This window comes from Geobacillus sp. CX412 (assembly GCF_027942335.1).
Classification (GTDB): domain Bacteria; phylum Bacillota; class Bacilli; order Bacillales; family Anoxybacillaceae; genus Parageobacillus_B; species Parageobacillus_B toebii.
Map to the genome: position 1 here is coordinate 16,352 of NZ_CP103461.1, position 25,121 is coordinate 41,472.

Here is a 25,121-nt window from a genome sequence, read left to right on the forward strand (position 1 = left end):
GTAAGCTGTATGGATTATCATGGAGGTTCATATGACGTCATTGTCGTTGGCGCCGGCCATGCTGGATGCGAAGCGGCGTTAGCGGCAGCGCGCATTGGTGCGAAAACGTTAGTGATTACATTAAACCTTGATATGATCGCATTTATGCCATGCAATCCATCGATCGGCGGTCCAGCAAAAGGAATTGTTGTTCGTGAAATTGATGCGTTAGGCGGGGAAATGGCAAAAAATATTGATAAAACGTACATCCAAATGCGGATGCTCAACACTGGAAAAGGTCCAGCGGTGCGGGCATTGCGGGCGCAAGCAGACAAAGTGTTATATCAACGCGAAATGAAAAAAACGCTTGAAAATCAAGAAAATCTTACATTATTGCAAGGAAAAGTGGAACGTTTGATCGTGGAAGACGGCGTGTGCAAAGGGGTTGTTACCCAGACGGGAGCACATTATTATGCAAAAACGGTTGTTATTACGACAGGGACATTTTTGCGCGGAGAAATTATTATTGGAGACATTAAGTATTCCAGCGGACCGAACAATCAACAGCCATCGATTAAGTTGTCCGAGCATTTAGAAGAGCTTGGTTTTGAGCTTGTCCGCTTTAAAACAGGAACACCGCCGCGCGTCAACAGCCGCACGATTGATTATAGCAAAACGGAAATTCAGCCAGGTGACGATGTTCCGCGGGCATTTTCGTATGAAACGACGGAATATATTACCGACCAATTGCCATGCTGGCTTACGTATACAACGCCAGAGACACATCGGATTATCGACGAAAACTTACATTTATCGCCAATGTATTCCGGAATGATCAAAGGAACGGGTCCGCGTTATTGCCCATCGATTGAAGATAAAATCGTGCGTTTCCATGATAAACCGCGCCACCAAATCTTTTTAGAACCAGAAGGACGCGAAACGGAAGAAGTATATGTGCAAGGATTGTCGACAAGCTTGCCGGAGCATATTCAACGGCAGCTGCTTACGACGATTCCTGGTCTTGAAAAGGCGCAATTAATGCGGGCGGGCTATGCGATTGAATATGACGCAATCGTTCCAACTCAATTGTGGCCAACGTTGGAAACAAAACTAGTGAAAAACTTGTATACAGCTGGACAAATTAACGGAACGTCCGGATATGAGGAAGCGGCGGGACAAGGAATTATCGCTGGCATTAACGCAGCGCATCGGGCGTTTGGAAAAGAAGAAATTATTTTAAGTCGTTCGGATGCTTATATTGGCGTGTTGATTGACGATCTTGTCACAAAGGGAACGAATGAACCATATCGATTGTTGACATCCCGTGCGGAATATCGCTTGCTTCTTCGCCATGACAATGCTGATTTGCGTCTGACCGAACTTGGGTATAAAATCGGCCTTATTTCTGAGGAACGTTATCAAAAATTTTTGGCGAAAAAAGAAGCGATCGAAAGAGAGAAAAAACGGCTAAAGTCCTATATCATCAAACCAACTAAAGAAGTACAAGATGTGATTCGCCAAGCAGGAGGAAGCGAGCTAAAAGACGGCATTCGCGCCGCGGACTTGTTGCGTCGTCCGGAAATGACATATGAACATATTAAACAGCTTGCTCCGGCGGAAGAAGAAATTTCACCGGAAGTGGCGGAACAAGTAGAAATTCAAATTAAATACGAAGGATATATTCAAAAATCGTTGCAACAAGTCGAACGACTCAAAAAAATGGAGAATAAAAAGATTCCAGAAGATATCGATTATGATGCCATTCACGGCTTAGCAACAGAAGCGCGGCAAAAACTAAAACAAGTCCGACCATTGTCGATTGCACAAGCTTCGCGCATCTCAGGGGTAAATCCTGCCGATATTTCGATATTATTAGTGTATTTAGAACAAGGAAGAATCGCACGAGTGTCGAATGAATAAAAATTAGGGAAAGGATTGGCGTATGGATACAGCACAGTTTCATACCATGCTTGAGGAGAAAGGGATTTCTCTCTCTTCTCAAGCATTGGCACAATTTGAGCGGTATTATGAGTTGTTAATGGAATGGAATGAAAAGATGAATTTAACTGCCATCACGGACAAGCCCAGCGTGTATTTAAAACATTTTTTTGATTCTCTTTCTCCGGCTTTTTACTATGATTTTTCCCAATCATTATCCATTTGCGATGTAGGCGCAGGTGCAGGATTTCCAAGCGTTCCGTTAAAAATTTGTTTTCCGCATCTGAAATTGTCGATTGTCGATTCATTGCAAAAGCGCATCACCTTTCTCGAGCATTTAGCAGCCGAGTTAGGATTAACCGATGTCGCCTTTTATCACGATCGGGCCGAAACGTTTGGAAGAAAAAAAGAATTCCGCGAATCATTTGATATTGTCACTGCAAGGGCAGTGGCGCGAATGTCCGTATTAAGTGAGTTGTGTCTTCCGCTTGTCAAAGTGAATGGCACCTTTATCGCCATGAAAGCCGCCTCGGCACAGGAAGAATTGGAACAAGGGAAAAAAGCGATTGATGTGCTTGGCGGGGAAATTTCCGCGATCGAGCGGTTTATGCTGCCGATAGAACAAAGTGAACGAACGATTATTTTTATTCAAAAAGTGAGAAATACGCCAAACAAATATCCTCGCAAACCGGGAATGCCAAATAAGCAACCAATTCAATGAATTTTTTACAATCTAGGGGAGAGTTTTTAAAGGTGGTGTAAGGGGAATGAAGCATCCTTTCTCTCGCTTCTTTAGCTTTGGAGAAAAGGAACAGGAAGAGACGATGGAAAAACAAGAAAAAGAAGAAGTAAGAAAAATTCCGGTTTCTAAAATTGTTCCAAACCGCTTTCAGCCACGGACGATTTTTGACGAAGAAAAAATTGAAGAACTTGCATTAACGATCCATACGCATGGCATTATCCAGCCGATTGTTGTCCGCGAGTGCGAGGATGGAAAGTTTGAAATTATTGCAGGAGAACGAAGATGGCGCGCCGTTCAAAAGCTCGGTTGGTCGGAAATTCCAGCGATTATTAAAAATCTAAATGACAAAGAAACCGCTTCAGTAGCGTTAATTGAGAATTTGCAGCGTGAAGAGTTGACGCCGATTGAGGAAGCGATGGCGTATGCGAAGCTATTAGAGCTACATAATTTGACACAAGAGGCGTTAGCGCAACGGCTTGGAAAAGGACAATCGACGATCGCAAATAAACTGCGTCTGCTGAAGCTGCCGCAAGAAGTGCAGGAAGCTTTGTTGCATCGAACCATTACGGAACGTCATGCACGCGCATTAATCGTCTTAAAAGATAAAGAAAAGCAATTAAAATTGTTGCAAGAAATCATTGATAAGCAATTAAACGTGAAGCAAACGGAAGATCGTGTGTTGAAAATGCTAGAAGCGGCGAATCCGAAACCGAAACCAAAACGAAAAGCATTTAGTAAAGATATGCGCATCGCCGTCAACACCATCCGGCAGTCGCTCACCATGGTGGCAAACAGCGGCGTTGCTGTTGATTCAGAAGAAGAAGAATTTGAAGACTATTATCAAATTACGATTCGCATTCCGAAAAAGTAATGAACCGAAGAATGTTTTGCCTCATCAAGTTATCTTTGATGGGGTTTTTTTCTTTCTATAAATAGAAAACAAGTCCATTTTATTTGTTTCATGTTAAAATAAACAATATGAGTAAGAATTAGAGGTAGGTGGCATCGTGGGCAAAGTAATTGCAATCGCAAATCAAAAAGGCGGAGTCGGAAAGACGACGACAGCGGTTAATTTAGCAGCTTGTTTAGCGCATATTGGAAAAAAAGTATTACTTGTGGATATCGACCCGCAAGGAAATGCGACGAGCGGAATCGGAATTGAAAAAGGAGACGTCGATGAGTGTATTTATAACGTTATTATTGGGGATTTAAAAGCGAAAGATGTGATAAGACCAACCAATATTGAAAACTTACATATTATCCCGGCAACCATTCAATTAGCAGGGGCGGAAATTGAGCTCGTATCGGTTATTTCACGTGAAATTCGTTTAAAAAATGCGCTCGATCCGTTGCGGGAAGCATATGACTTTATTATTATCGACTGCCCTCCTTCATTGGGATTATTAACGCTAAACGCGTTAACGGCAGCCAATTCCGTTCTTATTCCTGTTCAATGTGAATATTATGCGCTTGAAGGACTTAGTCAGCTTTTAAATACGATTCGGCTTGTACAAAAACATTTAAATCATGATTTACGGCTTGAAGGCGTTTTGTTAACGATGCTGGATGCCCGTACGAATTTAGGTATTCAAGTTATTCAAGAAGTAAAAAAATATTTCCGCGAAAAAGTATATAACACGATCATCCCGCGAAACGTCCGGTTAAGTGAAGCGCCGAGCCATGGAAAACCAATTATTTTGTACGATGTCAAATCACGGGGCGCGGAAGTATATTTAGAATTGGCGAAGGAGGTGTTAGAGCGTGGCTAAAGGTCTTGGCAAAGGAATTGATGCGTTGTTTTCCAATTTGACGTTAAAGGAAGAAGAAACAATAAAAGAAGTGGATATCCGCGAACTTCACCCAAACCCTTATCAGCCGAGGAAAGTGTTTCATCAGGAAGCGATTGAAGAATTAAAGCAGTCGATTTTGCAGCACGGGATTTTGCAGCCATTGATCGTGCGGAAAAGTATAAAAGGGTTTGAAATTGTCGTTGGGGAACGGCGTTATCGCGCCGCAAAAGAAGCGAATTTAAAAACCGTTCCGGTTGTCGTGCGTGAATTGACAGATGAGCAAATGATGGAACTGGCTCTGTTGGAAAATTTGCAGCGTGAAGATTTAAATCCGATTGAAGAGGCAATGGCTTATAAAATGTTAATGGAAAAGCTGCAGCTTACACAAGAAGAGATTGCCAGCCGCGTAGGAAAAAGCCGCCCTCATATCGCCAACCATCTTCGTTTATTGTCGTTGCCAAAGGACGTACAAAAGATGCTTGTAGATGGAACGCTTTCGATGGGGCATGGCCGTGCGCTGTTAGGGCTGAAGCACAAAAATAAGATGAAATTCGTTGTTGACCGTATTATTCGCGAGCAGTTAAACGTCCGCCAACTAGAAAAGCTCATTCAAGAAATGAATAAAAATGTTTCACGTGAAACACCAAAGCGAAAACCGGTGGAAAAAAGCGTTTTTCTGAAGGAAAGTGAATCTTTGTTGAGAGAAAAATTTGGAACGAATGTAACGATTAAACAAACTCGAAAAAAAGGAAAAATTGAGATTGAATTTTTCTCTTCTGAAGATTTAGAAAGAATACTAGAATTGTTAGATGTGCGATTGGATGAATAAGTAGGCCATCATCTTTGGTGGTTTATTTTTTTATGGTAATGAACGGGAGGAAACGCATCGTGGTACTATTAGGGACGATTGTAAATGGAATTTGTATTGTGGTCGGGTCATTACTAGGGAAATTATTCCAACATATCCCGGAACGATTAAAAGCAACGGTGATGGGAGGAATCGGGCTTGCCGTAGCGTTGCTAGGAATTCAAATGGGGATGAAAAGCGAACAATTTCTCATTGTCATTTTTAGTCTTGTTTTTGGCGGAGTGTTAGGAGAAATATGGGATTGGGACCAAAAACTAAATCAGCTCGGTGAATGGGTCGAGAAAAAAGTAGGAGGGGACCAAGAAGGAAATATCGCAAAAGGATTTGTCAGCGCCACATTATTATTTGTCATTGGAGCAATGGCGATTGTTGGCGCGCTTGATAGTGGATTGCGCGGCGACCATCGCGTCTTGTATACAAAATCGATTTTAGATGGCTTCACGAGTATTATTTTAACAACAACACTCGGTATTGGCGTTATTTTTTCGGCGATTCCTGTCATGATGTATGAAGGAGGAATCGCGCTGCTTGCGACGCAAATTGAGCGATGGGTGCCAAAAGAAATTGTCGATTCGTTCATTACTGAATCAACGGCAACAGGAGGAATTTTAATTATGGCGATTGGTTTAAATATGCTTGGTATTACGAACATACGTGTAGCGAATTTGCTGCCTAGCATTATAGTAACTGCTTTCGCGGTTTCCGTTCTTCATTTTTTTTAAAAACAAAGAACCCCCTTCTTGTTCACCACAACAAAGAGGGGATTTTTTATGATTAGAATGGCTGTTGGGAGTCTTTGACGATGGTTGTATTCGTCCAAAATTCCTTTCGGCTTAATTTTCGATCCGCTTCATAAATGCCGTTGGCGATCGTTTTTGCCATGTTCATCACAAGATGAAGACGAGTATTTTGCAAAACGAAAAATTCCATAAATCCGCTAACGTTCACTACTCCGGTAATATGAAGATCACCGACAGGTGGAAGCTGTTTATTCACCCCGGCGCCTGGCCGTACCGGCCCTTTTGCGATCGTAATGGCGCCAACGCTTTTGAGCCGTCCTAAACAAGCGTCAATTGCAATCATGAATACGTCGTCATGAATTGAACGAATCGCGGTGATTTTTTCTTCTAGGTTTACGGCATGGATCGGCTCTTCCAATGTCCCATATACATGGAAGTGAGAAAGGTGTTTTTCTTTTAGCATCGTACCAACAAGCGGCCCGAGCGAATCGCCGGTAGAGCGATCCGTACCGATACAAACAATAGCGGCAGGCTGCGATAAAGGGGAAGGAAGCAGTGAAATAAGCCGCAGCGCTATTAATGTAGAAGCTCCTTGTTCATCATGAAAAATACGCTCTCTATCATCTTTGGATGAGAAAAAAATAGATGGTATACTCATCATACCCACTCCTAATTGTCATCAAAGTATTAACAGTATACGGAAAAAACGAAAATTATATACATTATGTTTATTGCTACAAATTGATTTGTAATCTTGTTAAAATAGTTGATGCAAAGCGTAAAATGATGCAGAGGTGTGAACAACATTGGATACAGTGAAAAAGATTTTAGACTCTTTATTTGGATTTGCCGCAAATGAAGATTTTTGGGTGAAATTAGGGGCAGGAACGCTCAAAATCATTATTATTTTAGTATTATGCATGATTGTGACGAAGGTTTTAAAAGTTGCGATCCATAATATTTTTAAAATGCGGCAAAAAGCTCCAATCCGCATTTCGGAGCGGCGGGAAGCAACGTTGTTGCGGCTTCTTGATAATGTGATTACGTACGTACTATATTTTATTGCGCTGATTATGATTTTAGATACGTTTGGCGTGGAAGTAAAAGCAATTTTGGCAGGTGCTGGTATTGTTGGACTTGCTGTCGGTTTTGGCGCGCAAAGCTTAGTGAAAGATGTCATTACCGGATTTTTTATTATTTTTGAGGATCAGTTTGCGGTTGGGGATTATGTACGAATAGGTAATTTTGAAGGATATGTTGAGGCAATTGGCCTAAGGGTAACCAAAATTAGAAGTTGGACAGGGGAAGTTCATATTCTGCCAAATGGAAGTATTGCGCAAGTGACGAATTATTCTTTGAATAATAGCATTGCGGTAGTGGATGTCAACATCGCTTATGAAGAGGACATTGAAAAGGTAGAGGAAGCGATTCTCGAACTTCTGCCGCAATTGCCGGCAAAATATGAAGATATGGTTGCCCCGCCTGAGTTGTTAGGCGTTCAAAATTTAACGAATTCTGAAGTGGTCATGCGTATTACTTGTGAAACGAAACCAATGCGCCACGTTTCCGTAGCAAGAGCGATTCGCAAAGAAGTAAAAATGCATTTAGATGAAAAAGGAATTAAAATCCCATATCCACGCCTTGTTCTTCATGATCGCAATGAACAAGAAAAACAATCTGCTCAGCAAGCAAAGGGAAACGCCTAAGCAAAAGACGGGGGTGAGCCAATGGAAAATAAAGAGTTTGGATTATACGATATCGTGGAAATGAAAAAGCCGCATCCGTGCGGAACAAACCGCTGGAAAGTGATTCGTTTAGGCGCCGATATTCGCATCAAATGCGAAGGTTGCGCCCATAGCGTGCTGCTTCCGCGAAAAGAATTTGTACGAAAGATGAAAAAAGTGTTAGTCAAGCATGAGGAGTAACGACCTCATGCTCTTTCTATAACGAAAAGGAGAGGAGAGTTATGGAAGAGATACGCGTCACATCGTGCCCGTTAAATTGTTAGGATGTGTGCGGATTAAAAGTAATGATTCAAAACGGAAAAGCAACAAAAGTAGACGGAGATGAAACACATCCGACATGTATATATCGGTCAAACCGGGGATGGATGCATTTTTGGCGATGGGAATTATAAAAGAAATGCTGCGCTTAGGTTTGGAAGACCGAGCGTTTATTGAACAGCATACCGCTGGGTTTGCCGATGTCGAGGCGGTACTGGAAAGTATAACGATGGAAAAAATTGAGCGTCTCACGGAAGTAGACCGCGATGTGATGACGCAATTAGCTGTTATTTACGGAGAGCGTCCAACTGCGACATATTTAGGGCTTGGCATGCAGCGATATGCCAATGGCGGCAATACAATTCGCTGGATTGACGCGCTTGTAGCGATAAGCGGCAATGTTGGCATTCCGGGGGGCGGGGCGAACTTCGGCAATCTACAAGTCGGACAATGTTTTGATATTGCCGCGCTTGCGCTTCTAGAGCGTATCGTTTATTAACCATTCATCCGCTTCGCTCCAACCATTCGCAACATTACCATCTTGTTGAATCCATTCAATCGATCAAAATTGAAGTATCAAAAGATGTGGCCAAGGAGAGAGGATTGGCGGAAGGAGATAAAGCAAGAGTGTTTAACGACCGAGGCGAATTAATTGGAACGGTAAAAATTCTTGCGAGATCAATATCGATGAGGGGCAATGGGCGAAGTTTGGCGGTGCTGTCAATGTATTAACATCGGACCGCGAATCTGATAACGGATGCGGAAGCACATTATACGACTGCTTAGTGAATATTGAAAAACTAAAGAAATGACTAGCTTATGAATGCGCTTGTCATTTTCTTTTGGACTCACTATAATGAGGAAAGATGTGAACGGAAAAGAGGAGTGGAAAAATTATGGGATTAACAGCAGGAATCGTCGGTTTGCCGAACGTCGGAAAGTCGACGCTATTTAATGCGATTACAAAAGCGGGAGCAGAATCTGCTAATTATCCTTTCTGTACAATTGAACCAAACGTTGGTATTGTTGAAGTGCCGGATGAGCGGTTGAAAGTGTTGACGGAAATGTTCAAACCGCAACGTACGGTACCGACCGTGTTTGAATTTACCGATATTGCCGGAATTGTCAAAGGGGCAAGTAAAGGAGAGGGGCTTGGGAATAAATTTTTATCGCACATTCGCCAAGTCGACGCCATTTGTCAAGTTGTTCGTTGTTTTACGGATGAAAATATCACCCATGTAGCGGGAAGAGTCGATCCGCTTGCGGATATTGAAACGATTAATTTAGAGCTAATTTTCGCCGACTTAGAAACGGTCGATAAACGCATAGACCGCGTTGGCAAAATAGCGAAACAAAAAGATAAAGACGCCGTTTTTGAATATGATATTCTGGTGCGCCTGAAAGAAACGTTCGAAGCAGGAAAACCAGCGCGTACGCTTTCATTTACAGAGGAAGAAATGAAAGTAGTCAAGCAGCTTCACCTATTAACGATCAAACCGATGTTATATGTTGCTAATGTCGGTGAAGAGGATGTCGCTAATCCAGATGCCAACCCGTTCGTCAAACAAGTTCGCGAATTTGCGAAAAGCGACAATGCTGAAGTGATCGTTGTTTGCGCAAAAATTGAAGAAGAAATCGCTCAATTGGATGATGAGGAAAAAGATTTGTTTTTACAAGAACTTGGCATTCAACAATCGGGTCTAGATCAATTAATTCGTGCATCATATAACTTGCTTGGATTGGCAACGTTCTTCACTGCAGGGGAACAAGAAGTGCGCGCATGGACGTTCCGCCGAGGGATGAAAGCGCCAGAGTGCGCGGGAATTATTCACTCCGATTTTGAACGGGGATTTATTCGTGCGGAAACGGTTTCTTACGAAGATTTAATCACAGCTGGGTCGATGGCGGCGGCACGCGAAGCAGGAAAAATCCGGTTGGAAGGAAAAGATTATGAAGTACAAGATGGCGATATTATTTATTTCCGCTTCAATGTTTAATATTGCTTATCGTTTTCTAGCATGATATAATCAAAAAATGTGAGTAATCTTTTACTCCTTGCCCTTATCAAAAGGGCCGTTTAGACCAAAAGGAGGTGACTAGCGTGAGAAAGTACGAAATCATGTACATTATCCGCCCAAATTTAGACGATGAAGCGAGACAAGCAGTAGTGGATCGTTTCAATAATATTTTAAAAGAAAATGGTGCGGAAATTACAAATGTGACGGATTGGGGCAAACGCCGCTTAGCATATGAAATTAAAAAATACCGTGACGGTCATTACATGATTTGAATGTCGTCTCTGAGCCAAAAGCGGTGCAAGAGTTTGACCGTTTAGCAAGAATCAGCGACGATATTATCCGTCATATTGTCGTAAAAGAAGAAGAATAATTTTTTTTAAACATTAAGAGGTGGTTCTGATGATTAATCGCGTAATTCTTGTAGGAAGGTTAACGAGAGATCCGGAATTACGCTATACTCCAAGTGGGGTGGCTGTTGCCACGTTTACGCTTGCTGTCAATCGTCCGTTTACAAACCAGCAAGGTGAACGTGAAGCGGATTTTATTAACTGCGTTGTTTGGCGTCGTCAAGCCGAAAATGTCGCGAATTTCTTAAAAAAGGGAAGTTTAGCCGGAGTAGACGGTCGTTTACAAACCCGCAGCTATGAAGGTCAAGATGGAAGGCGTGTATATGTAACGGAAGTGGTTGCTGATAGCGTCCAATTTCTTGAGCCGAAAAGTAGCACAGAACAGCGTGGAGTGGCAGCAGGCGGCTACTATGGGGAGCCATTCCCATTTGGACCAGATCAGAACCATCGCAATCCAAACGAAAAAGATTTTAGTCGCATAGATGAAGATCCTTTTGCAAACGATGGTCAAACGATCGATATTTCGGATGATGACCTACCGTTTTAATCAAAAAGCAAAAGGCGCCTTGATCGGATAAAGATAAAGGAGAAAGGAGGATATATGATGGCAGGACGTAAAGGCGGACGCGCAAAACGCCGGAAAGTATGCTATTTCACAGCGAACGGAATTACACATATCGACTATAAAGATGTAGACTTGTTAAAGAAATTCATTTCGGAGCGCGGCAAAATTTTACCTCGCCGTGTTACTGGCACAAGCGCGAAATATCAACGTAAATTGACGGTTGCTATTAAACGCGCTCGTCAAATGGCATTATTGCCATACGTAGCAGATGAATAAAATACGAAAGCAGTAAGGGGGAAATCCTTACTGCTTTTTCTATTTATTTCTCCGTCATTGTGATACGATGGACGTAAGGAGGGAGAATGGAAAATTGCGAAAAACGCACATCATTACGGAGGCGGCGATTCAGCTTGCTCTGTTTGCCGTTTTATTTTTAGTTTCCCTATATGTACCGCTGTTAGGGATGATTGCTATATTATTTTTATCGCTGCCGTTTATGATTTTTACGATGAGGCACGGTTATGCATATGCACTTCTTTTGCTTGTGGCTTCGCTTATTATTTCTACGCTGATTGGTTCGCTTCTTTCTTTGCCGGTTGCATTGATGTTTGGAACAGCAGGGATTGCGATTGGGGGAATGCTTGCCAAAAATAAAAGCCGTTATATGATTTTACTGATGAGCGCGCTTATATTTCTTATGAACATAGTCATCGATTATGTCATCTCCGTAAAATTTTTGCAGATGGATATCATTCAGGAAACGCTCTCAGCATTTCGCCAATCATTTCACACTGCGATGCAAATTATGAAAGGAATGGGGCAAACGCCGACAAAACAATTACAGGAACAATTTGAACAAGGATTGGAACTTATAAAATACGTAACCCCGACGTTGTTTGCCATCGCTGCTTTCTTGCTTGCCTACGTAACAATGGCCGTCTCTATTCCAATTTTAAAACGATTAAAGCTGCCAGTCGGCACGTGGCCTCCGTTTCGTGATTTTACATTACCAAAAAGCTTATTATGGTGCTATTTGCTCGTGCTTGTTATTTCATTCATTCCGTTAGAAAAAGGAACATTTGCCTATCTTGCCGTTTTAAACGTATATTATTTATTACAGCTGCTTTTTATTGTTCAAGGGTTTTCTTTCTTGTATTATGCTGCCAATAAAAAGAATGTACCGAAAGGAATCGTGATCGGTGGAACGATCCTATGCTTATTCCTGCCTTTTTTACTTTATCTTATCGCGATATTAGGTATAATTGATTTAGGATTTGATTTGCGAAAACGCATATGATAATTGAATAAGGCAGATTATTTTTCTATGTAGGAGCTGACTTTTGAATGTCTCATTTTTATGAAAGGAAAGCGTATCGCTATCCCTTATACGCTTTTATTGCATTATCGGTTGTTTTTGCAGCGTTTTTGTTTTATTTTCAATGGATATTAGGGATAGTTAGCTTTTTGCTCCTTGGTTTTGTACTTTATTACGTGATCCATTCACAACGGTCATTATATGCAGAGCTTGAGCAATATATTTCCAACTTGTCGTATCGAATTAAAAAAGTTGGCGAAGAAGCATTAATGGAAATGCCCATTGGAATCATGTTGATTAATGATGACTATGAGGTAGAATGGGCGAATCAATTTTTAGCTTCTTGCTTTAAAGAGCAGACGTTAATAGGCCGTTCGTTATATGATCTTTCTGATCCATTAGTCGCTTTATTGAAGCAGGAGCAAATAAATGAAGAAATCATTAACATTCATGGAAGGCAATTTAAAGTCATTATAAGACGCGAGGAAAGGCTTCTTTACTTTTTCGATGTGACGGAGCAGGTAGAATTACAAAAACAATATGAGGCAGAACGATTAGTATTGGCCATTATTTTCCTTGATAATTATGATGAAATTACACAAGGAATGGATGACCAGGCGAAAAGCCAGATGAATAGCCATGTGACGTCCATTTTGAACAAATGGGCGAATGATTATGGGCTATTTTTAAAACGGACGTCGTCCGAGCGGTTTATCGCTGTCTTGAATGAGCATATTCTCAAGCAATTGGAAAAAAGCAAGTTTTCCATTTTAGACGAAGTCCGTGAACAGACGATGAAATATAATGTCCAGTTAACGTTAAGTATTGGGATTGGCACTGGTGTATCATCGCTTCCGGAATTGGGATTGTTGGCACAATCCGGTTTAGATTTAGCGCTAGGCCGCGGCGGCGACCAGGTTGCCATTAAACAAGGCAACGGGAAAGTGAAGTTTTATGGTGGAAAGACCAATCCAATGGAGAAACGTACAAGGGTTCGTGCCCGTGTCATTTCTCATGCGCTTAGGGAATTGATTACAGAAAGCGACAAAGTGCTGATTATGGGGCATAAATACCCAGATATGGACGCACTTGGAGCTGCTATCGGAATTTTAAAGTTAGTACAATCCAATCAAAAAGAGGGATTTATCGTCATTGATACGGCACGAACGAATTCTGGGGCACAACGTTTAATTGAGGAATTGAAAAAGCATTCGGAGCTATGGTCAAGATTCATTAAGCCAGAACAAGGGCTTGAGTTGGTTACAGAGGATACGTTGGTTATTGTTGTTGATACGCACCGTCCTTCATTAGTCGTAGAAGAAAGATTATTATACCGTACAGATCATATTGTTGTTATTGACCATCATCGTCGCGGTGAAGAATTTATTAATGATCCGATTCTTGTTTATATGGAACCATATGCGTCTTCCACTTCTGAACTGGTGACTGAACTGTTAGAATACCAGCCAAAACGGATGAAGCTGTCGATGCTGGAGGCAACGGCGCTTCTTGCAGGAATTGTGGTTGATACGAAAAGTTTTACGCTTCGCACAGGTTCACGGACGTTTGATGCTGCTTCTTATTTACGTGCTCAAGGCGCTGACACTGTTTTAGTGCAAAAATTGCTAAAAGAAAGTATCACAAATTATGTAAAGCGGGCAAAAATTATTGAAAATGCGTCTATCGATTCGAGAGGAATCGCCATTGCAAAAGGGGATCCAACAGAAACATATGATCAAGTGTTAATTGCCCAAGCGGCTGATACGCTATTAACATTAAGCGGAGTCGTTGCTTCGTTTGTTATCTCAAAGCGAACGGACCAAACGATTGGCATTAGTGCTCGCTCCTTAGGAGATATCAATGTTCAAATCATTATGGAAAGCTTAGGAGGAGGCGGCCATTTAACCAATGCTGCTACACAGCTTTCCGATATAACGATAGAAGAAGCAGAACAGCGCCTGCGAGCAGCAATTGATGATTATCTAGAAGGAGGTAAGGAATCATGAAAGTCATCTTTCTTAAAGATGTAAAAGGAAAAGGAAAAAAAGGGGAAATTAAAAACGTCGCTGACGGATACGCAAACAATTTCCTTTTTAAACAAGGGCTTGCCATTGAAGCAACACCAGCAAACATAAAAGCGCTAGAGGCGCAAAAACGAAAAGAACAACGGCAAGCGGAAGAGGAGCTTGCAAAAGCAAAACAATTAAAAGAAAAGCTAGAACAAATAACGGTGGAATTGTCCGCGAAAGCTGGGGAAGGCGGTCGTTTATTCGGATCGATTACAAGCAAACAAATTGCTGAAGTTCTTCAATCCCAGCACCAAATTAAAATTGATAAGCGTAAAATCGAACTGGACGATGCCATTCGTTCATTAGGATATACGAATGTACCTGTAAAACTTCATCCGGAAGTCACAGCAACATTAAAAGTACATGTGACCGAACAAAAGTAAATTCGTTTCCCCATCAATATCGGTAACATGAGAATAAAATGTGATTTTATGAGGATGTTTTCCTCATATAATCACATTTTTCTTATGGCAGGAAAAACGGGGGAAAAAGGTGGTGAAATCACATGAACGATCTATTTTCAGAACGAATTCCTCCGCAAAGCATCGAGGCGGAACAGGCTGTGTTAGGTGCTATATTTCTTGATCCTTCCGCCTTAACATTAGCTTCGGAAATTTTAATTCCGGAAGATTTTTATCGTGCTTCCCATCAAAAAATTTTCCATGCGATGCTTCGCGTTGCGGATAAAGGAGAGCCTGTCGATTTAGTCACAGTGACGGCGGAGCTTGCCGATACGCAGCAATTGGAAGAAGTCGGCGGAGTGTCATATTTAAGCGAACTGGCCGATGCTGTACCAACGGCGGCAAACGTTGAATATTACGCGCGCATCGTGGAAGAAAAATCGGTGTTGCGCCGCTTGATTCGCACCGCCACGTCGATTGCGCAAGACGGTTACACAAGAGAAGATGAAGTAGATGTTTTGCTTGACGAAGCAGAACAGAAAATCATGGAGATTTCACAGCGCAAACATTCAGGCGCATTTAAAAATATTAAAGATGTCCTTGTGCAGACGTACGATAATATTGAAATGCTCCATAATCGAAAAGGCGAGGTGACGGGAATCCCGACTGGATTTACCGAGCTTGACCGCATGACATCGGGATTTCAGCGCAGCGATTTTATTATTGTTGCGGCCCGTCCTTCTGTAGGGAAAACGGCATTTGCTTTAAATATTGCGCAAAACGTAGCGACAAAGACGAATGAAAACGTCGCGATTTTTAGTTTGGAAATGAGCGCCCAGCAACTAGTGATGCGGATGTTGTGCGCGGAAGGAAATATCAACGCGCAAAATTTACGGACAGGGAGGTTAACGCCGGAAGACTGGGGCAAGCTAACGATGGCGATGGGAAGCTTGTCGAACGCCGGCATTTATATCGATGATACGCCTAGCGTCCGTGTCAGCGATATTCGCGCCAAATGCCGCCGCTTAAAGCAAGAAAGCGGTCTTGGCATGGTTGTCATCGACTACTTGCAGCTCATTCAAGGAAGTGGCAGAAATAGAGAAAACCGCCAACAAGAAGTTTCGGAAATCTCCCGTTCTTTAAAAGCGTTGGCTCGTGAATTAGAAGTGCCGGTGATCGCTTTATCCCAGCTTTCTCGAAGCGTCGAGCAGCGCCAAGATAAGCGGCCGATGATGTCCGATATCCGCGAATCCGGAAGCATCGAGCAAGATGCGGATATTGTCGCCTTTTTATACCGCGACGATTATTACAATAAAGATTCGGAGAATAAAAATATTATTGAGATCATTATTGCCAAACAGCGGAACGGCCCAGTCGGGACCGTACAGCTTGCATTTATTAAAGAATACAACAAGTTCGTTAATTTGGAACGCCGTTTTGATGATGCGCAAATTCCGCCAGGAGCATAATGAAGAACAGGTGCCGCTTTTTTAGAGGCACCTTATATTTTTTTCATTTTCACGAGAAGCCTCCCGATGCAGGCTCGAGTAGAAGGAGATCATCTTTCTTCTACGCGGAAGCTTTTTCGATGGAGGTAGTAAGAAACTCCCACCTCTTTATGGAATGAAGGTAGGGGAGGTTCATACACGAATAATAAATGATTAATATATATAAATGTTCGTGTTTTATTGACTTTCCCTTGAAAAACTGCTACACTTACAATGTTTATATCGAGTTAAAGGTGGAGGTGCTCGCCATGTCGTCAGTCGTCGTTGTCGGGACGCAATGGGGCGATGAAGGAAAAGGGAAAATTACTGACTTTTTATCAGAAAATGCGGAAGTCATTGCAAGATACCAAGGCGGAAACAATGCTGGGCATACGATTGTCTTTAATGGAGAGAAGTATAAATTGCATTTAATTCCGTCCGGAATTTTTTATAAAGATAAAATTTGTGTCATCGGAAATGGAATGGTAGTTGACCCGAAAGCATTAGTGGCGGAGTTGAAATATTTGCACGATCGCGGCATTTCAACTGATAATTTACGCATTAGCAATCGTGCGCATGTTATTTTGCCATACCATTTAAAACTGGATGAACTCGAAGAAGAGCGGAAAGGCGCAAACAAAATCGGCACGACAAAAAAAGGGATCGGACCTGCGTATATGGATAAGGCGGCGCGCGTCGGCATCCGCATTGTCGATTTGTTAGATCGCGAAGTATTTGAAGAAAAATTGGCTCGTAATTTGCAAGAGAAAAATGTCCTTTTTGAAAAAGTATACGGCGTCGAAGGATTTAAGCTAGAAGATATTTTAGATGAATATTACGAATATGGACAACAAATTGCCAAATATGTTTGCGATACGTCTGTAGTGTTAAATAACGCGCTTGATGAAGGGCGCCGTGTTCTCTTTGAAGGCGCACAAGGCGTCATGCTTGATATTGACCAAGGAACCTATCCATTTGTTACTTCCTCAAATCCAGTCGCTGGTGGCGTGACGATCGGTGCTGGCGTCGGACCAACGAAAATTAAACATGTCGTCGGGGTTGCAAAAGCGTATACGACTCGTGTCGGCGACGGTCCATTCCCGACAGAATTACATGATGAAATTGGCGACCGCATCCGCGAAGTCGGCCGTGAATATGGAACAACGACAGGCCGTCCACGCCGTGTCGGTTGGTTTGATAGCGTTGTTGTTCGCCATGCTCGTCGGGTTAGCGGTATTACAGATTTATCGTTAAACTCGATTGACGTTCTTACTGGTATTGAAACGTTAAAAATATGTGTTGCTTATCGCTATAAAGGAAAAGTGATCGAAGAATTTCCGGCAAGCTTAAAAGTGCTAGCGGAATGTGAGCCAATTTATGAGGAACTTCCAGGATGGTCAGAAGATATTACTGGTGTAAAAAGTCTGGACGAACTGCCAGTCAACGCCCGCCATTATGTAGAACGCATTTCTCAATTAACGGGCATTCCGTTATCGATTTTCTCTGTCGGTCCAGATCGTTCGCAAACAAATGTTGTTCGCAGCGTATATGCGTGAAATATTTATAATATGTATAATAAAAGCGTAGATGCAGCAATGTATCTATGCTTTTCTTTTTGTTTCTCCTTTAAATGGCAAATGGTTATGAGTGATTTCATTTTGATAACATGATAAATTAATAATGGTAAATCTATTCTGATTCCATCGTAAAAGGAAGGATGTGAAGAGAATGATGGAAAAACGAATTCTCGTTGTTGATGATGAGAAGCCGATTGCGGATATTTTGCAATTTAATTTGCAAAAAGAAGGATATGAGGTAATTTGTGCTTACGATGGAGAAGAAGCGTTGCAAAAAGTCGAGGAAATAATGCCGGATCTTATTTTGCTTGATATTATGCTTCCACAAAAAGACGGTATGGAAGTTTGTCGGGAAGTACGGAAAAAATACGATATGCCAATTATTATGTTAACTGCAAAAGATTCAGAGATTGATAAAGTACTTGGTTTAGAATTAGGGGCGGATGACTATGTAACAAAGCCGTTCAGTACGAGAGAGCTGTTAGCGCGGGTAAGAGCGAATTTACGCCGTCATTCACAAATTGTTGCACAGGAAGAAACGAACGATACGAATGAAATTATTATCGGTTCTCTCGTCATTCGTCCTGATGCATACATCGTTTCGAAACGAGGAGAAACGATTGAATTAACGCATCGCGAGTTTGAATTGCTGCATTATTTGGCAAAACATATTGGACAAGTCATGACAAGGGAGCACCTGTTGCAAACCGTATGGGGATACGATTATTACGGTGATGTTCGTACTGTTGATGTCACGGTGCGCCGTCTCCGCGAAAAAATTGAAGATAATCCATCACACCCTTCATGGATTGTCACACGACGGGGAGTCGGATATTATTTGCGCAACCCAGAACAGGAGTAACGAAAGCAAATGAAAAAAGTAGGTCCATTTCGTTCGATTCATTTCAAGTTTGCCGTTATATACGTTTTGCTTATTCTCATAGCGATGCAAATTATCGGTGTTTATTTTGTTAGAAAGCTAGAAACGGAGTTAGTGCAAAGTTTTAAAAATTCCCTGAATGAACGGGTGACGCTATTAGCGTATAATGTGGAACAAGCGATGAATAAAGAAAGGGATTCGAAAAGTCCGATGTTAGAAGAAGATATCCGCTCCCTTCTCAATGATTTTGTTTCCGATGACATTTCTGAAGTCCGTGTCATCGATCATAAAGGCAAAGTGTTAGCTACATCGAATCCATATATGCAAAATATCGTTGGAAAGCGGACAACGGAAATTTATGTGAAGCGATCGCTTGTGACTGGGGAAATCGTCGATCAAATGTTCATAGATCAGAAAGGACACCGTATGTATATTTCTTCTACTCCAATTAAATCGAGTGGAGAAATAAAGGGAGTTATTTACATCATTGCTTCGATGGAGAACGTATTCTCGCAAATGAAACAAATTAATACAATTTTAGCAACAGGAACCGGAATAGCTCTCTTTATTACTGCGGTACTCGGGGTTCTTTTGTCACGCACGATTACTCGTCCGATTTCAGATATGCGAAAACAAGCGTTAGCGATGACAAAGGGAGATTTCTCCCGCAAAGTAAAAATTTACGGTTATGATGAAATCGGACAATTAGCAATGACGTTTAACAATTTAACGAAAAAGCTGCAAGAAGCACAAGCGACAACAGAAGGGGAACGGCGCAAGCTTGAATCCGTATTAACACATATGACAGATGGAGTGATTGCCACAGACCGCCGCGGCAGAATTATACTCATTAATGATGCCGCCTTAAACATTTTGAATGTTTCACGTGAAACAGTACTGTCGAGTTCCATTATCGATGTACTTGGAATTGGTGACCAATATACGTTTGAAACACTGTTGGAGGAGCGGGATTCGCTCATTTTAGATTTTAGTACGGATGAAGAGCTATATATTTTGCGTGCATCGCTTTCTGTGATTCAAAAAGAATCAGGACTTATTAACGGATTAATTGTCGTATTGCATGATATTACGGAACAAGAAAAAATTGACCGCGAACGTAGAGAATTTGTTGCCAATGTTTCACATGAGCTTCGCACTCCGTTAACGACGATGAAAAGTTATTTGGAAGCATTAGCGGAAGGAGCTTGGCAAGATAAAGCAATCGCTCCTCGGTTTATCGAAGTAGTGCAAACAGAAACAGAACGAATGATTCGCTTAGTCAATGACTTATTACAGCTTTCTAAACTGGACAGTAAAGATTATAAGCTAAATAAATCATGGGTAAATTTTTCGGAGTACTTTCATAAAGTGATTGACCGTTTTGAATTGACAAAAAGCGAAAACATTACGTTTGTGCGAAAAATCCCAAAAGAAGCGATTTTTATTGAAATCGATAAAGATAAAATTACGCAAGTATTAGATAATATTATTTCCAACGCCATCAAATATTCTCCACAAGGCGGAAAAATTACGTTTCGCGTTAGAGAGCTTGCCGATGAAATTATTGTGAGTGTCAGCGATGAAGGAGTCGGTATTCCTAAGGCGGATCTCGCGAAAGTGTTCGAACGGTTTTATCGTGTCGATAAGGCAAGATCACGCAAACTCGGCGGTACAGGGTTAGGATTAGCAATTGCGAAAGAAGTGGTGATCGCTCATGGAGGAACCATTTGGGCGGAAAGTAAGGAGCATAAAGGAACAACGATTTTCTTTACTTTACCGTTGGAAAGAGATCAAAAGGATGACTGGGACGATGTATGAAGCAGCAAAAACAGTCGTGTTGACGTTTTTAGTATTAGTGAGTATTGTGCTGACGTTTGTATTATGGACATACCACCCAAAATACGATGTTTTGCAAAATGATGAGTACGTTCAGAACGTTTCCGTCAGCAACACCCAAGTAGATCCAGCGATGATTGTTCAACCTTCACAGCTGTTGTTTCATAAAAATAATGCTCATTATGGAATTGTACAAGAAGAAGAAGCAAATCAGATTTTAAAAGAAATCAAAAAATGGTCCATTGATGATTTTGAAAACATTTCCGATACGATTCCAAAAGGAAAATTTTTATCGTTTTTACACGAAAAAGAGAGACTAGAACTCGTTTATCCCGATAGCATCCCTATTGATGTTTATCGTTCCATTTTTCAAATTGAAGACAAAGGAATAAAACATATTAGTTTTGACCGTATAATCATTCCATTAGCGAACAAGGACGAGCTTTCTATTTATTTTATTTCTACGGAAAAACGCAGGGTATATAAAGCAATTGCAACGGACGTATCACTTTCTGAAATTAACAAACTAGCAATGGAATTAGATAAATACCCTCGTTATTTTCCTTATGTAATTAATGAAACAAAGCAAATTTTTTTGCCTGAAAAAGAGGTCACAATGAATCGTCTTCAATATTATACGGACGAGCTTGACTCTGATAAATTTAAAGAGGCGCTGTTTAGCGATCCTAGTTTTGTGAAAAAAGATTTAATTACATTTGGCGAGGAATATACCGATGGATCGCGATTAATGGATGTTGATTTTTTACAGCGAATGTTGTTATATGTAAACCCAGCAGCGCGGACATTGAACGGTAGCGAGAATCAAAAAAACGATCATTTAATTCAAAAGAGCATTGACTTTGTCAATGAGCATGGCGGCTGGACCGATATGTATCGCTTTGCTAGATGGAATGAGGACGAACGGACCGTCGTATTTCGCCTAATAGTCAACAACCACCCTGTATTTAACGAATATGGCATGTCTGAAATAGTACAAATATGGGGAAGCAGCGATCTTGTAAAATATCAGCGTCCTCTATTTCGTTTAGAAGTTGCCGACCGTGTGAATGTGCCAAGGACGTTATTATCCGGTCATGAAGTGATTAAAAAAATAGAAATGATGGAGGGATTTAAAAAAGAATTAGTAAAAGATATTGTGGTAGGATATGAGCTGATAAAAGATCCGGAACGAGAAAAAGTGATTATTTTAGAACCATCATGGTTTTGTTTATACGGTCAGACGTGGAAGAAGATACCTTTAGATGACCAAGAAAAAGAACAAGACAGCAAAAAGAGAGGAGGGAACGTAAGTGGATTGGAGTAAAACAAAAACGATTTTTATTATTACGTTCCTCATCCTCGATTGTTTTTTAGGATATCAATTTATGGAAAAGCGAAATAGCAGCCAATTAGATGTCATTTTGGAAACAACGATTGAAGAACAATTGGAGGCAAACGGCATCACTTATGTAGAGCTTCCAAAAGAAATAACGAAAGCCACTTATGTCAGCGGGAAAAGCAAAAAGTTTACCGATGAAGAAATAAAAAAATTGCCTGGCCAAAAGGTGACGGTAAACGATGGAACCGCTTTGAAAGGGACATTTATTCATCCGATATCGTTAAATTTCAAAGATCCATATCGATTGAAAGAATTTTTACAGCGGCATATTATCAATGGAAAAAAGTATACGTTTTGGACATTTGACGAAAAGTCAAATACCGTCGTTTGCTACCAAACGTATGATGGAAAAATAATTTACAATAATGAAAGCAGTAAACTATTGATACATTTAAATGAAAAAAGCGAAGCGGTATCGTATGAACAAACGATGTTAGATGATTTACAAAAATATGAGAGAAAACAAGATATCGTCCCAGCTATTAAGGCAATTGAAACGTTATACAAAAAAGGGTATTTACAACCCGGGGACCGCGTCACATCGGTTGAACTAGGATATTACGGCCTGGTTCAGTTTACCACTTCTCAAGTATTAACGCCGACGTGGCATATCGTCATTAATGGAAAAGAAGACTATTTTATTAATGCATTCGAAGGACAAATCATTAATGATGAAGGAAAAATTTTGGAGTGAGAAAAATGGCGATGCAGTTTAGCGTTTTAGCAAGCGGCAGTACAGGAAATGCATTTTATATAGAAACAGGACAACAGAGGCTGCTTGTCGATGCGGGATTAAGCGGAAAGCAATTAGAACAATTATTCGAGCAAATTGATCGCGATTTGCGTGACTTAACGGCGATTTTAGTGACACATGAGCATAGCGATCATATTAAAGGATTAGGCGTCATTGCCCGAAAGTATAAACTGCCTATTTATGCGAATGAAAAAACATGGAAGGCAATGGAAGGGTTAATTGGCGATATTCCCACCGAGCAAAAGTTTATTTTTCCATTAGGTAAAGTGCGTTCTTTTGGCGATCTTGATGTAGAGTCGTTCGGTGTATCACACGATGCGGCAGAGCCGATGTTTTACGTATTTTATCATGAAGGAAAAAAACTTGCGTTAATTACGGATACAGGCTATGTTAGCGATCGGATGAAAGGGACGATCAAAAATGCCGATGTATTTATTTTTGAAAGCAATCATGATGTGGAAATGCTGCGAATGGGAAAGTATCCGTGGAACGTCAAGCGCCGCATTTTAAGCGATGTTGGCCATGTTTCTAATGAAGAGGCGGGGCTAGCGTTAGCCGATGTGATCGGAGACCGCACAAAACGAATTTATTTAGCGCATCTAAGTCAGGATAATAATATAAAGGAATTGGCTCGGATGACGGTGGCGCAAACGTTGGCAAACAGAGGATTGGCAATCGGAGATCAGTTTGATTTATATGATACTGACCCGAAAATAGCAACGAAACTTGTGTATGTATAATCGCCATTTCGTCAAAAATAGGTAAATATGTTTGTCATGAGTGTTGGTTCATCAGCACGTCTATGTGTTGATAAATGGATTTTCTATTCTTTAAAAGAGTATAATGGGAATAGATATGCTTTCTTTTTGAACAATGATCGTTGCTGAAAGGGTTGATGCGCATGGGATATTACGATGATCACTACGAATACCAGCAAAAACAAAAGGGAAACCGTGGCCGCTGGTTTTTTTCCGCGTTAGTTGGCGCTGTTTTAGGAGGGTTATTAGTAGTAATTTCTGTCCCAGCTCTTTCAAAATGGAATGTGCTTCCTTATCAAGTTACACCGAGAGAGAGTGAACAGGTACAAAATGAAGAAACAGCAAAAGAACCTGCTATACGGCAACAAGTTTCTGTCGACGTGTCAAGCCAAGTAACAAAAGCGATTGATAAAGTATCCGATGCGGTTGTTGGCATTGTAAACATTCAAGAAGCGAACTTTTGGTCGCAGGGCGGAGAAGCGGGAACTGGTTCAGGCGTCATCTATAAAAAAGAAAATGGGAAAGCATTTATTGTGACGAACCATCATGTTGTCGAAAACGCCAGTGAATTAGAAGTAAGCTTAAAAGATGGAACAAGAGTTCCAGCGAAGCTGTTGGGAAGCGATGTGTTAATGGACTTAGCAGTATTGGAAATTGATGCGAAGCATGTCAAAAAAGTAGCTGAGTTTGGCAATTCAGATACAGTCAAACCGGGAGAACCAGTCATTGCGATCGGCAATCCGCTTGGGTTGCAATTTGCTGGCTCTGTTACGCAAGGAATTATATCAGGAACGAATCGAACCGTAGAAGTTGACTTAGACCAAGATGGTACTCCGGATTGGAATGCAGAAGTATTGCAAACGGATGCTGCCATTAACCCGGGCAATAGCGGTGGCGCCCTTGTCAATATTCAAGGGCAAGTTATTGGCATTAACTCCATGAAAATTGCCCAAGAAGCAGTGGAGGGAATTGGATTTGCCATCCCAATCAATACAGCGATTCCGGTAATTTCAGATTTAGAAAAATACGGACAAGTACGCCGCCCATATATGGGGGTAGAACTTCGCTCCTTAAGCGATATTTCTTCTTATCATTTGCAAGCAACCTTGCACTTGCCAAAAGATGTGACAGAAGGTGTGGCTGTCATTCAAGTAGTGCCAATGTCTCCAGCAGCGCAAGCGGGATTAAAGCAATTTGATGTGATCGTAGCATTAGATGATCACAAAATTCGTGATGTGTTAGATTTAAGAAAATATTTGTACACAAAGAAATCGATTGGCGATACAATGAAAGTAACATTTTATCGAGACGGAAAAAAACATACAGTGACGATAAAATTAGAGAAAGAATCGTTTTAACCATAAATAAAAAAACAAGGAGCGCTATATTCGCTCCTTATTCTTTTTCCACATGTGGATAAAAGGAGATGAGAACATGTTTTTCTGCTGTGAAGAACATATCGATTTAGCCATCGACATGTATGTGGATAAAATGGAACAAGCGCCGAATATTTCGTTTGTTTCTGTGGATAAGTCAGAGAAATCATGCGATTTTTGTACGAATAAAGCCGCATATATAGTGGGGAACTAATGTTTTTTACACAATATGTGGATATATACTGTGTATATGTGGATAAATGTTGTGGATATTTTGTT

General features: G+C 41.1%; 24 protein-coding genes and 2 pseudogenes. 25 read left to right on the forward strand and 1 reads right to left on the reverse strand.

Annotation, left to right across the window (positions count from 1 at the left end):
* Positions 1 to 9 precede the first annotated feature (9 nt).
* The 6 genes from mnmG to NXM86_RS00110 all read left to right on the forward strand — a co-directional run bounded on the left by mnmG (position 10) and on the right by NXM86_RS00110 (position 6,039).
* The gene (gene mnmG, locus NXM86_RS00085; RefSeq protein WP_015865422.1) at positions 10 to 1,899 is read left to right on the forward strand and encodes a tRNA uridine-5-carboxymethylaminomethyl(34) synthesis enzyme MnmG; all 1,890 of its coding nucleotides are present in this window, start codon (positions 10 to 12) and stop codon (positions 1,897 to 1,899) included.
* 22 nt (positions 1,900 to 1,921) lie between these two features.
* The gene (gene rsmG, locus NXM86_RS00090; RefSeq protein ID WP_015865421.1) at positions 1,922 to 2,638 is read left to right on the forward strand and encodes a 16S rRNA (guanine(527)-N(7))-methyltransferase RsmG; all 717 of its coding nucleotides are present in this window, start codon (positions 1,922 to 1,924) and stop codon (positions 2,636 to 2,638) included.
* Between the two features lie 46 nt (positions 2,639 to 2,684).
* Positions 2,685 to 3,530 (forward strand): nucleoid occlusion protein, encoded by an 846-nt coding sequence (noc, locus tag NXM86_RS00095; RefSeq protein ID WP_015865420.1) that lies wholly within the window; start codon positions 2,685 to 2,687, stop codon positions 3,528 to 3,530.
* 136 nt (positions 3,531 to 3,666) lie between these two features.
* Positions 3,667 to 4,428, forward strand: a complete 762-nt coding sequence (locus NXM86_RS00100) for a ParA family protein (protein ID WP_015865419.1) — start codon at positions 3,667 to 3,669, stop codon at positions 4,426 to 4,428.
* Complete coding sequence (locus NXM86_RS00105; RefSeq protein ID WP_015865418.1) at positions 4,421 to 5,278, forward strand: ParB/RepB/Spo0J family partition protein; 858 nt, start codon at positions 4,421 to 4,423, stop codon at positions 5,276 to 5,278. Before NXM86_RS00100 ends, NXM86_RS00105 begins: the two co-directional genes overlap by 8 nt.
* Before the next feature lie 59 nt (positions 5,279 to 5,337).
* On the forward strand, positions 5,338 to 6,039 hold the full coding sequence (locus NXM86_RS00110; RefSeq protein WP_015865417.1) for a DUF554 domain-containing protein: 702 nt from the start codon (positions 5,338 to 5,340) through the stop codon (positions 6,037 to 6,039).
* 52 nt (positions 6,040 to 6,091) lie between these two features.
* Here NXM86_RS00110 and yyaC read toward each other — a convergent pair whose 3' ends face one another.
* On the reverse strand, positions 6,092 to 6,715 hold the full coding sequence (gene yyaC / locus NXM86_RS00115) for a spore protease YyaC (protein WP_041269771.1): 624 nt from the start codon (positions 6,713 to 6,715) through the stop codon (positions 6,092 to 6,094).
* Between the two features lie 148 nt (positions 6,716 to 6,863).
* Here yyaC and NXM86_RS00120 point away from each other — a divergent pair, with 148 nt between their 5' ends.
* The 19 genes and pseudogenes from NXM86_RS00120 (at position 6,864) to NXM86_RS00210 (ending at position 25,056) form a co-directional block, all read left to right on the forward strand.
* Positions 6,864 to 7,763, forward strand: a complete 900-nt coding sequence (locus tag NXM86_RS00120; RefSeq protein WP_171699283.1) for a mechanosensitive ion channel family protein — start codon at positions 6,864 to 6,866, stop codon at positions 7,761 to 7,763.
* A gap of 21 nt (positions 7,764 to 7,784) precedes the next feature.
* Entirely contained in the window at positions 7,785 to 7,982 is a 198-nt protein-coding gene (locus tag NXM86_RS00125; RefSeq protein WP_015865414.1) for a DUF951 domain-containing protein, read from the forward strand.
* Positions 7,983 to 8,133: 151 nt separating this feature from the next.
* Positions 8,134 to 8,872, forward strand: a pseudogene (locus NXM86_RS00130) (molybdopterin dinucleotide binding domain-containing protein); the annotation flags it as partial.
* An 84-nt stretch (positions 8,873 to 8,956) separates the two neighbouring features.
* Complete coding sequence (gene ychF / locus NXM86_RS00135; protein ID WP_498958398.1) at positions 8,957 to 10,057, forward strand: redox-regulated ATPase YchF; 1,101 nt, start codon at positions 8,957 to 8,959, stop codon at positions 10,055 to 10,057.
* 104 nt (positions 10,058 to 10,161) lie between these two features.
* Positions 10,162 to 10,448, forward strand: a pseudogene (rpsF, locus tag NXM86_RS00140) (30S ribosomal protein S6).
* A gap of 29 nt (positions 10,449 to 10,477) precedes the next feature.
* Positions 10,478 to 10,972, forward strand: a complete 495-nt coding sequence (ssb, locus tag NXM86_RS00145; protein WP_081189413.1) for a single-stranded DNA-binding protein — start codon at positions 10,478 to 10,480, stop codon at positions 10,970 to 10,972.
* Between the two features lie 54 nt (positions 10,973 to 11,026).
* Positions 11,027 to 11,266 (forward strand): 30S ribosomal protein S18, encoded by a 240-nt coding sequence (gene rpsR, locus NXM86_RS00150; RefSeq protein WP_003253854.1) that lies wholly within the window; start codon positions 11,027 to 11,029, stop codon positions 11,264 to 11,266.
* Positions 11,267 to 11,360: 94 nt separating this feature from the next.
* On the forward strand, positions 11,361 to 12,287 hold the full coding sequence (locus tag NXM86_RS00155; protein ID WP_498958400.1) for a YybS family protein: 927 nt from the start codon (positions 11,361 to 11,363) through the stop codon (positions 12,285 to 12,287).
* 47 nt (positions 12,288 to 12,334) lie between these two features.
* Positions 12,335 to 14,311 (forward strand): DHH family phosphoesterase, encoded by a 1,977-nt coding sequence (locus NXM86_RS00160; protein WP_081189414.1) that lies wholly within the window; start codon positions 12,335 to 12,337, stop codon positions 14,309 to 14,311.
* Positions 14,308 to 14,757, forward strand: a complete 450-nt coding sequence (gene rplI, locus NXM86_RS00165; RefSeq protein WP_015865408.1) for a 50S ribosomal protein L9 — start codon at positions 14,308 to 14,310, stop codon at positions 14,755 to 14,757. Before NXM86_RS00160 ends, rplI begins: the two co-directional genes overlap by 4 nt.
* A gap of 122 nt (positions 14,758 to 14,879) precedes the next feature.
* The gene (gene dnaB / locus NXM86_RS00170; protein WP_062679392.1) at positions 14,880 to 16,244 is read left to right on the forward strand and encodes a replicative DNA helicase; all 1,365 of its coding nucleotides are present in this window, start codon (positions 14,880 to 14,882) and stop codon (positions 16,242 to 16,244) included.
* A 287-nt stretch (positions 16,245 to 16,531) separates the two neighbouring features.
* Entirely contained in the window at positions 16,532 to 17,818 is a 1,287-nt protein-coding gene (locus NXM86_RS00175; RefSeq protein ID WP_015865406.1) for an adenylosuccinate synthase, read from the forward strand.
* A gap of 175 nt (positions 17,819 to 17,993) precedes the next feature.
* Positions 17,994 to 18,701, forward strand: a complete 708-nt coding sequence (gene yycF, locus NXM86_RS00180; protein ID WP_081189421.1) for a response regulator YycF — start codon at positions 17,994 to 17,996, stop codon at positions 18,699 to 18,701.
* A gap of 9 nt (positions 18,702 to 18,710) precedes the next feature.
* Positions 18,711 to 20,537 (forward strand): cell wall metabolism sensor histidine kinase WalK, encoded by a 1,827-nt coding sequence (walK, locus tag NXM86_RS00185; RefSeq protein WP_062754528.1) that lies wholly within the window; start codon positions 18,711 to 18,713, stop codon positions 20,535 to 20,537.
* Positions 20,530 to 21,879 (forward strand): YycH family regulatory protein, encoded by a 1,350-nt coding sequence (locus NXM86_RS00190; RefSeq protein WP_081189415.1) that lies wholly within the window; start codon positions 20,530 to 20,532, stop codon positions 21,877 to 21,879. Before walK ends, NXM86_RS00190 begins: the two co-directional genes overlap by 8 nt.
* Positions 21,866 to 22,648 (forward strand): two-component system regulatory protein YycI, encoded by a 783-nt coding sequence (locus NXM86_RS00195; protein WP_081189416.1) that lies wholly within the window; start codon positions 21,866 to 21,868, stop codon positions 22,646 to 22,648. Before NXM86_RS00190 ends, NXM86_RS00195 begins: the two co-directional genes overlap by 14 nt.
* Positions 22,649 to 22,653: 5 nt before the next feature.
* Entirely contained in the window at positions 22,654 to 23,448 is a 795-nt protein-coding gene (locus NXM86_RS00200) for an exodeoxyribonuclease YycJ (RefSeq protein ID WP_015865401.1), read from the forward strand.
* A gap of 161 nt (positions 23,449 to 23,609) precedes the next feature.
* Positions 23,610 to 24,824: a S1C family serine protease gene (locus NXM86_RS00205; RefSeq protein ID WP_081189417.1), complete on the forward strand. Its 1,215-nt coding sequence runs from the start codon at positions 23,610 to 23,612 to the stop codon at positions 24,822 to 24,824.
* A gap of 76 nt (positions 24,825 to 24,900) precedes the next feature.
* Entirely contained in the window at positions 24,901 to 25,056 is a 156-nt protein-coding gene (locus NXM86_RS00210; RefSeq protein WP_328268560.1) for a CxxH/CxxC protein, read from the forward strand.
* The last annotated feature ends 65 nt before the right edge of the window (positions 25,057 to 25,121 follow it).

Excerpts from the sequence above, each read along its gene's own strand:
- mnmG (WP_015865422.1), top strand. The coding sequence starts at position 10 with ATGGATTATCATGGAGGTTCATATGACGTCATTGTCGTTGGCGCCGGC.
- rsmG (WP_015865421.1), top strand. The coding sequence starts at position 1,922 with ATGGATACAGCACAGTTTCATACCATGCTTGAGGAGAAAGGGATTTCT.
- noc (WP_015865420.1), top strand. The coding sequence starts at position 2,685 with ATGAAGCATCCTTTCTCTCGCTTCTTTAGCTTTGGAGAAAAGGAACAG.
- yyaC (WP_041269771.1), bottom strand. The coding sequence starts at position 6,715 with ATGAGTATACCATCTATTTTTTTCTCATCCAAAGATGATAGAGAGCGT.
- NXM86_RS00125 (WP_015865414.1), top strand. The coding sequence starts at position 7,785 with ATGGAAAATAAAGAGTTTGGATTATACGATATCGTGGAAATGAAAAAG.
- ychF (WP_498958398.1), top strand. The coding sequence starts at position 8,957 with ATGGGATTAACAGCAGGAATCGTCGGTTTGCCGAACGTCGGAAAGTCG.
- ssb (WP_081189413.1), top strand. The coding sequence starts at position 10,478 with ATGATTAATCGCGTAATTCTTGTAGGAAGGTTAACGAGAGATCCGGAA.
- rpsR (WP_003253854.1), top strand. The coding sequence starts at position 11,027 with ATGATGGCAGGACGTAAAGGCGGACGCGCAAAACGCCGGAAAGTATGC.
- NXM86_RS00160 (WP_081189414.1), top strand. The coding sequence starts at position 12,335 with ATGTCTCATTTTTATGAAAGGAAAGCGTATCGCTATCCCTTATACGCT.
- rplI (WP_015865408.1), top strand. The coding sequence starts at position 14,308 with ATGAAAGTCATCTTTCTTAAAGATGTAAAAGGAAAAGGAAAAAAAGGG.
- dnaB (WP_062679392.1), top strand. The coding sequence starts at position 14,880 with ATGAACGATCTATTTTCAGAACGAATTCCTCCGCAAAGCATCGAGGCG.
- NXM86_RS00175 (WP_015865406.1), top strand. The coding sequence starts at position 16,532 with ATGTCGTCAGTCGTCGTTGTCGGGACGCAATGGGGCGATGAAGGAAAA.
- yycF (WP_081189421.1), top strand. The coding sequence starts at position 17,994 with ATGGAAAAACGAATTCTCGTTGTTGATGATGAGAAGCCGATTGCGGAT.
- walK (WP_062754528.1), top strand. The coding sequence starts at position 18,711 with ATGAAAAAAGTAGGTCCATTTCGTTCGATTCATTTCAAGTTTGCCGTT.
- NXM86_RS00190 (WP_081189415.1), top strand. The coding sequence starts at position 20,530 with ATGTATGAAGCAGCAAAAACAGTCGTGTTGACGTTTTTAGTATTAGTG.
- NXM86_RS00200 (WP_015865401.1), top strand. The coding sequence starts at position 22,654 with ATGGCGATGCAGTTTAGCGTTTTAGCAAGCGGCAGTACAGGAAATGCA.
- NXM86_RS00205 (WP_081189417.1), top strand. The coding sequence starts at position 23,610 with ATGGGATATTACGATGATCACTACGAATACCAGCAAAAACAAAAGGGA.
- NXM86_RS00210 (WP_328268560.1), top strand. The coding sequence starts at position 24,901 with ATGTTTTTCTGCTGTGAAGAACATATCGATTTAGCCATCGACATGTAT.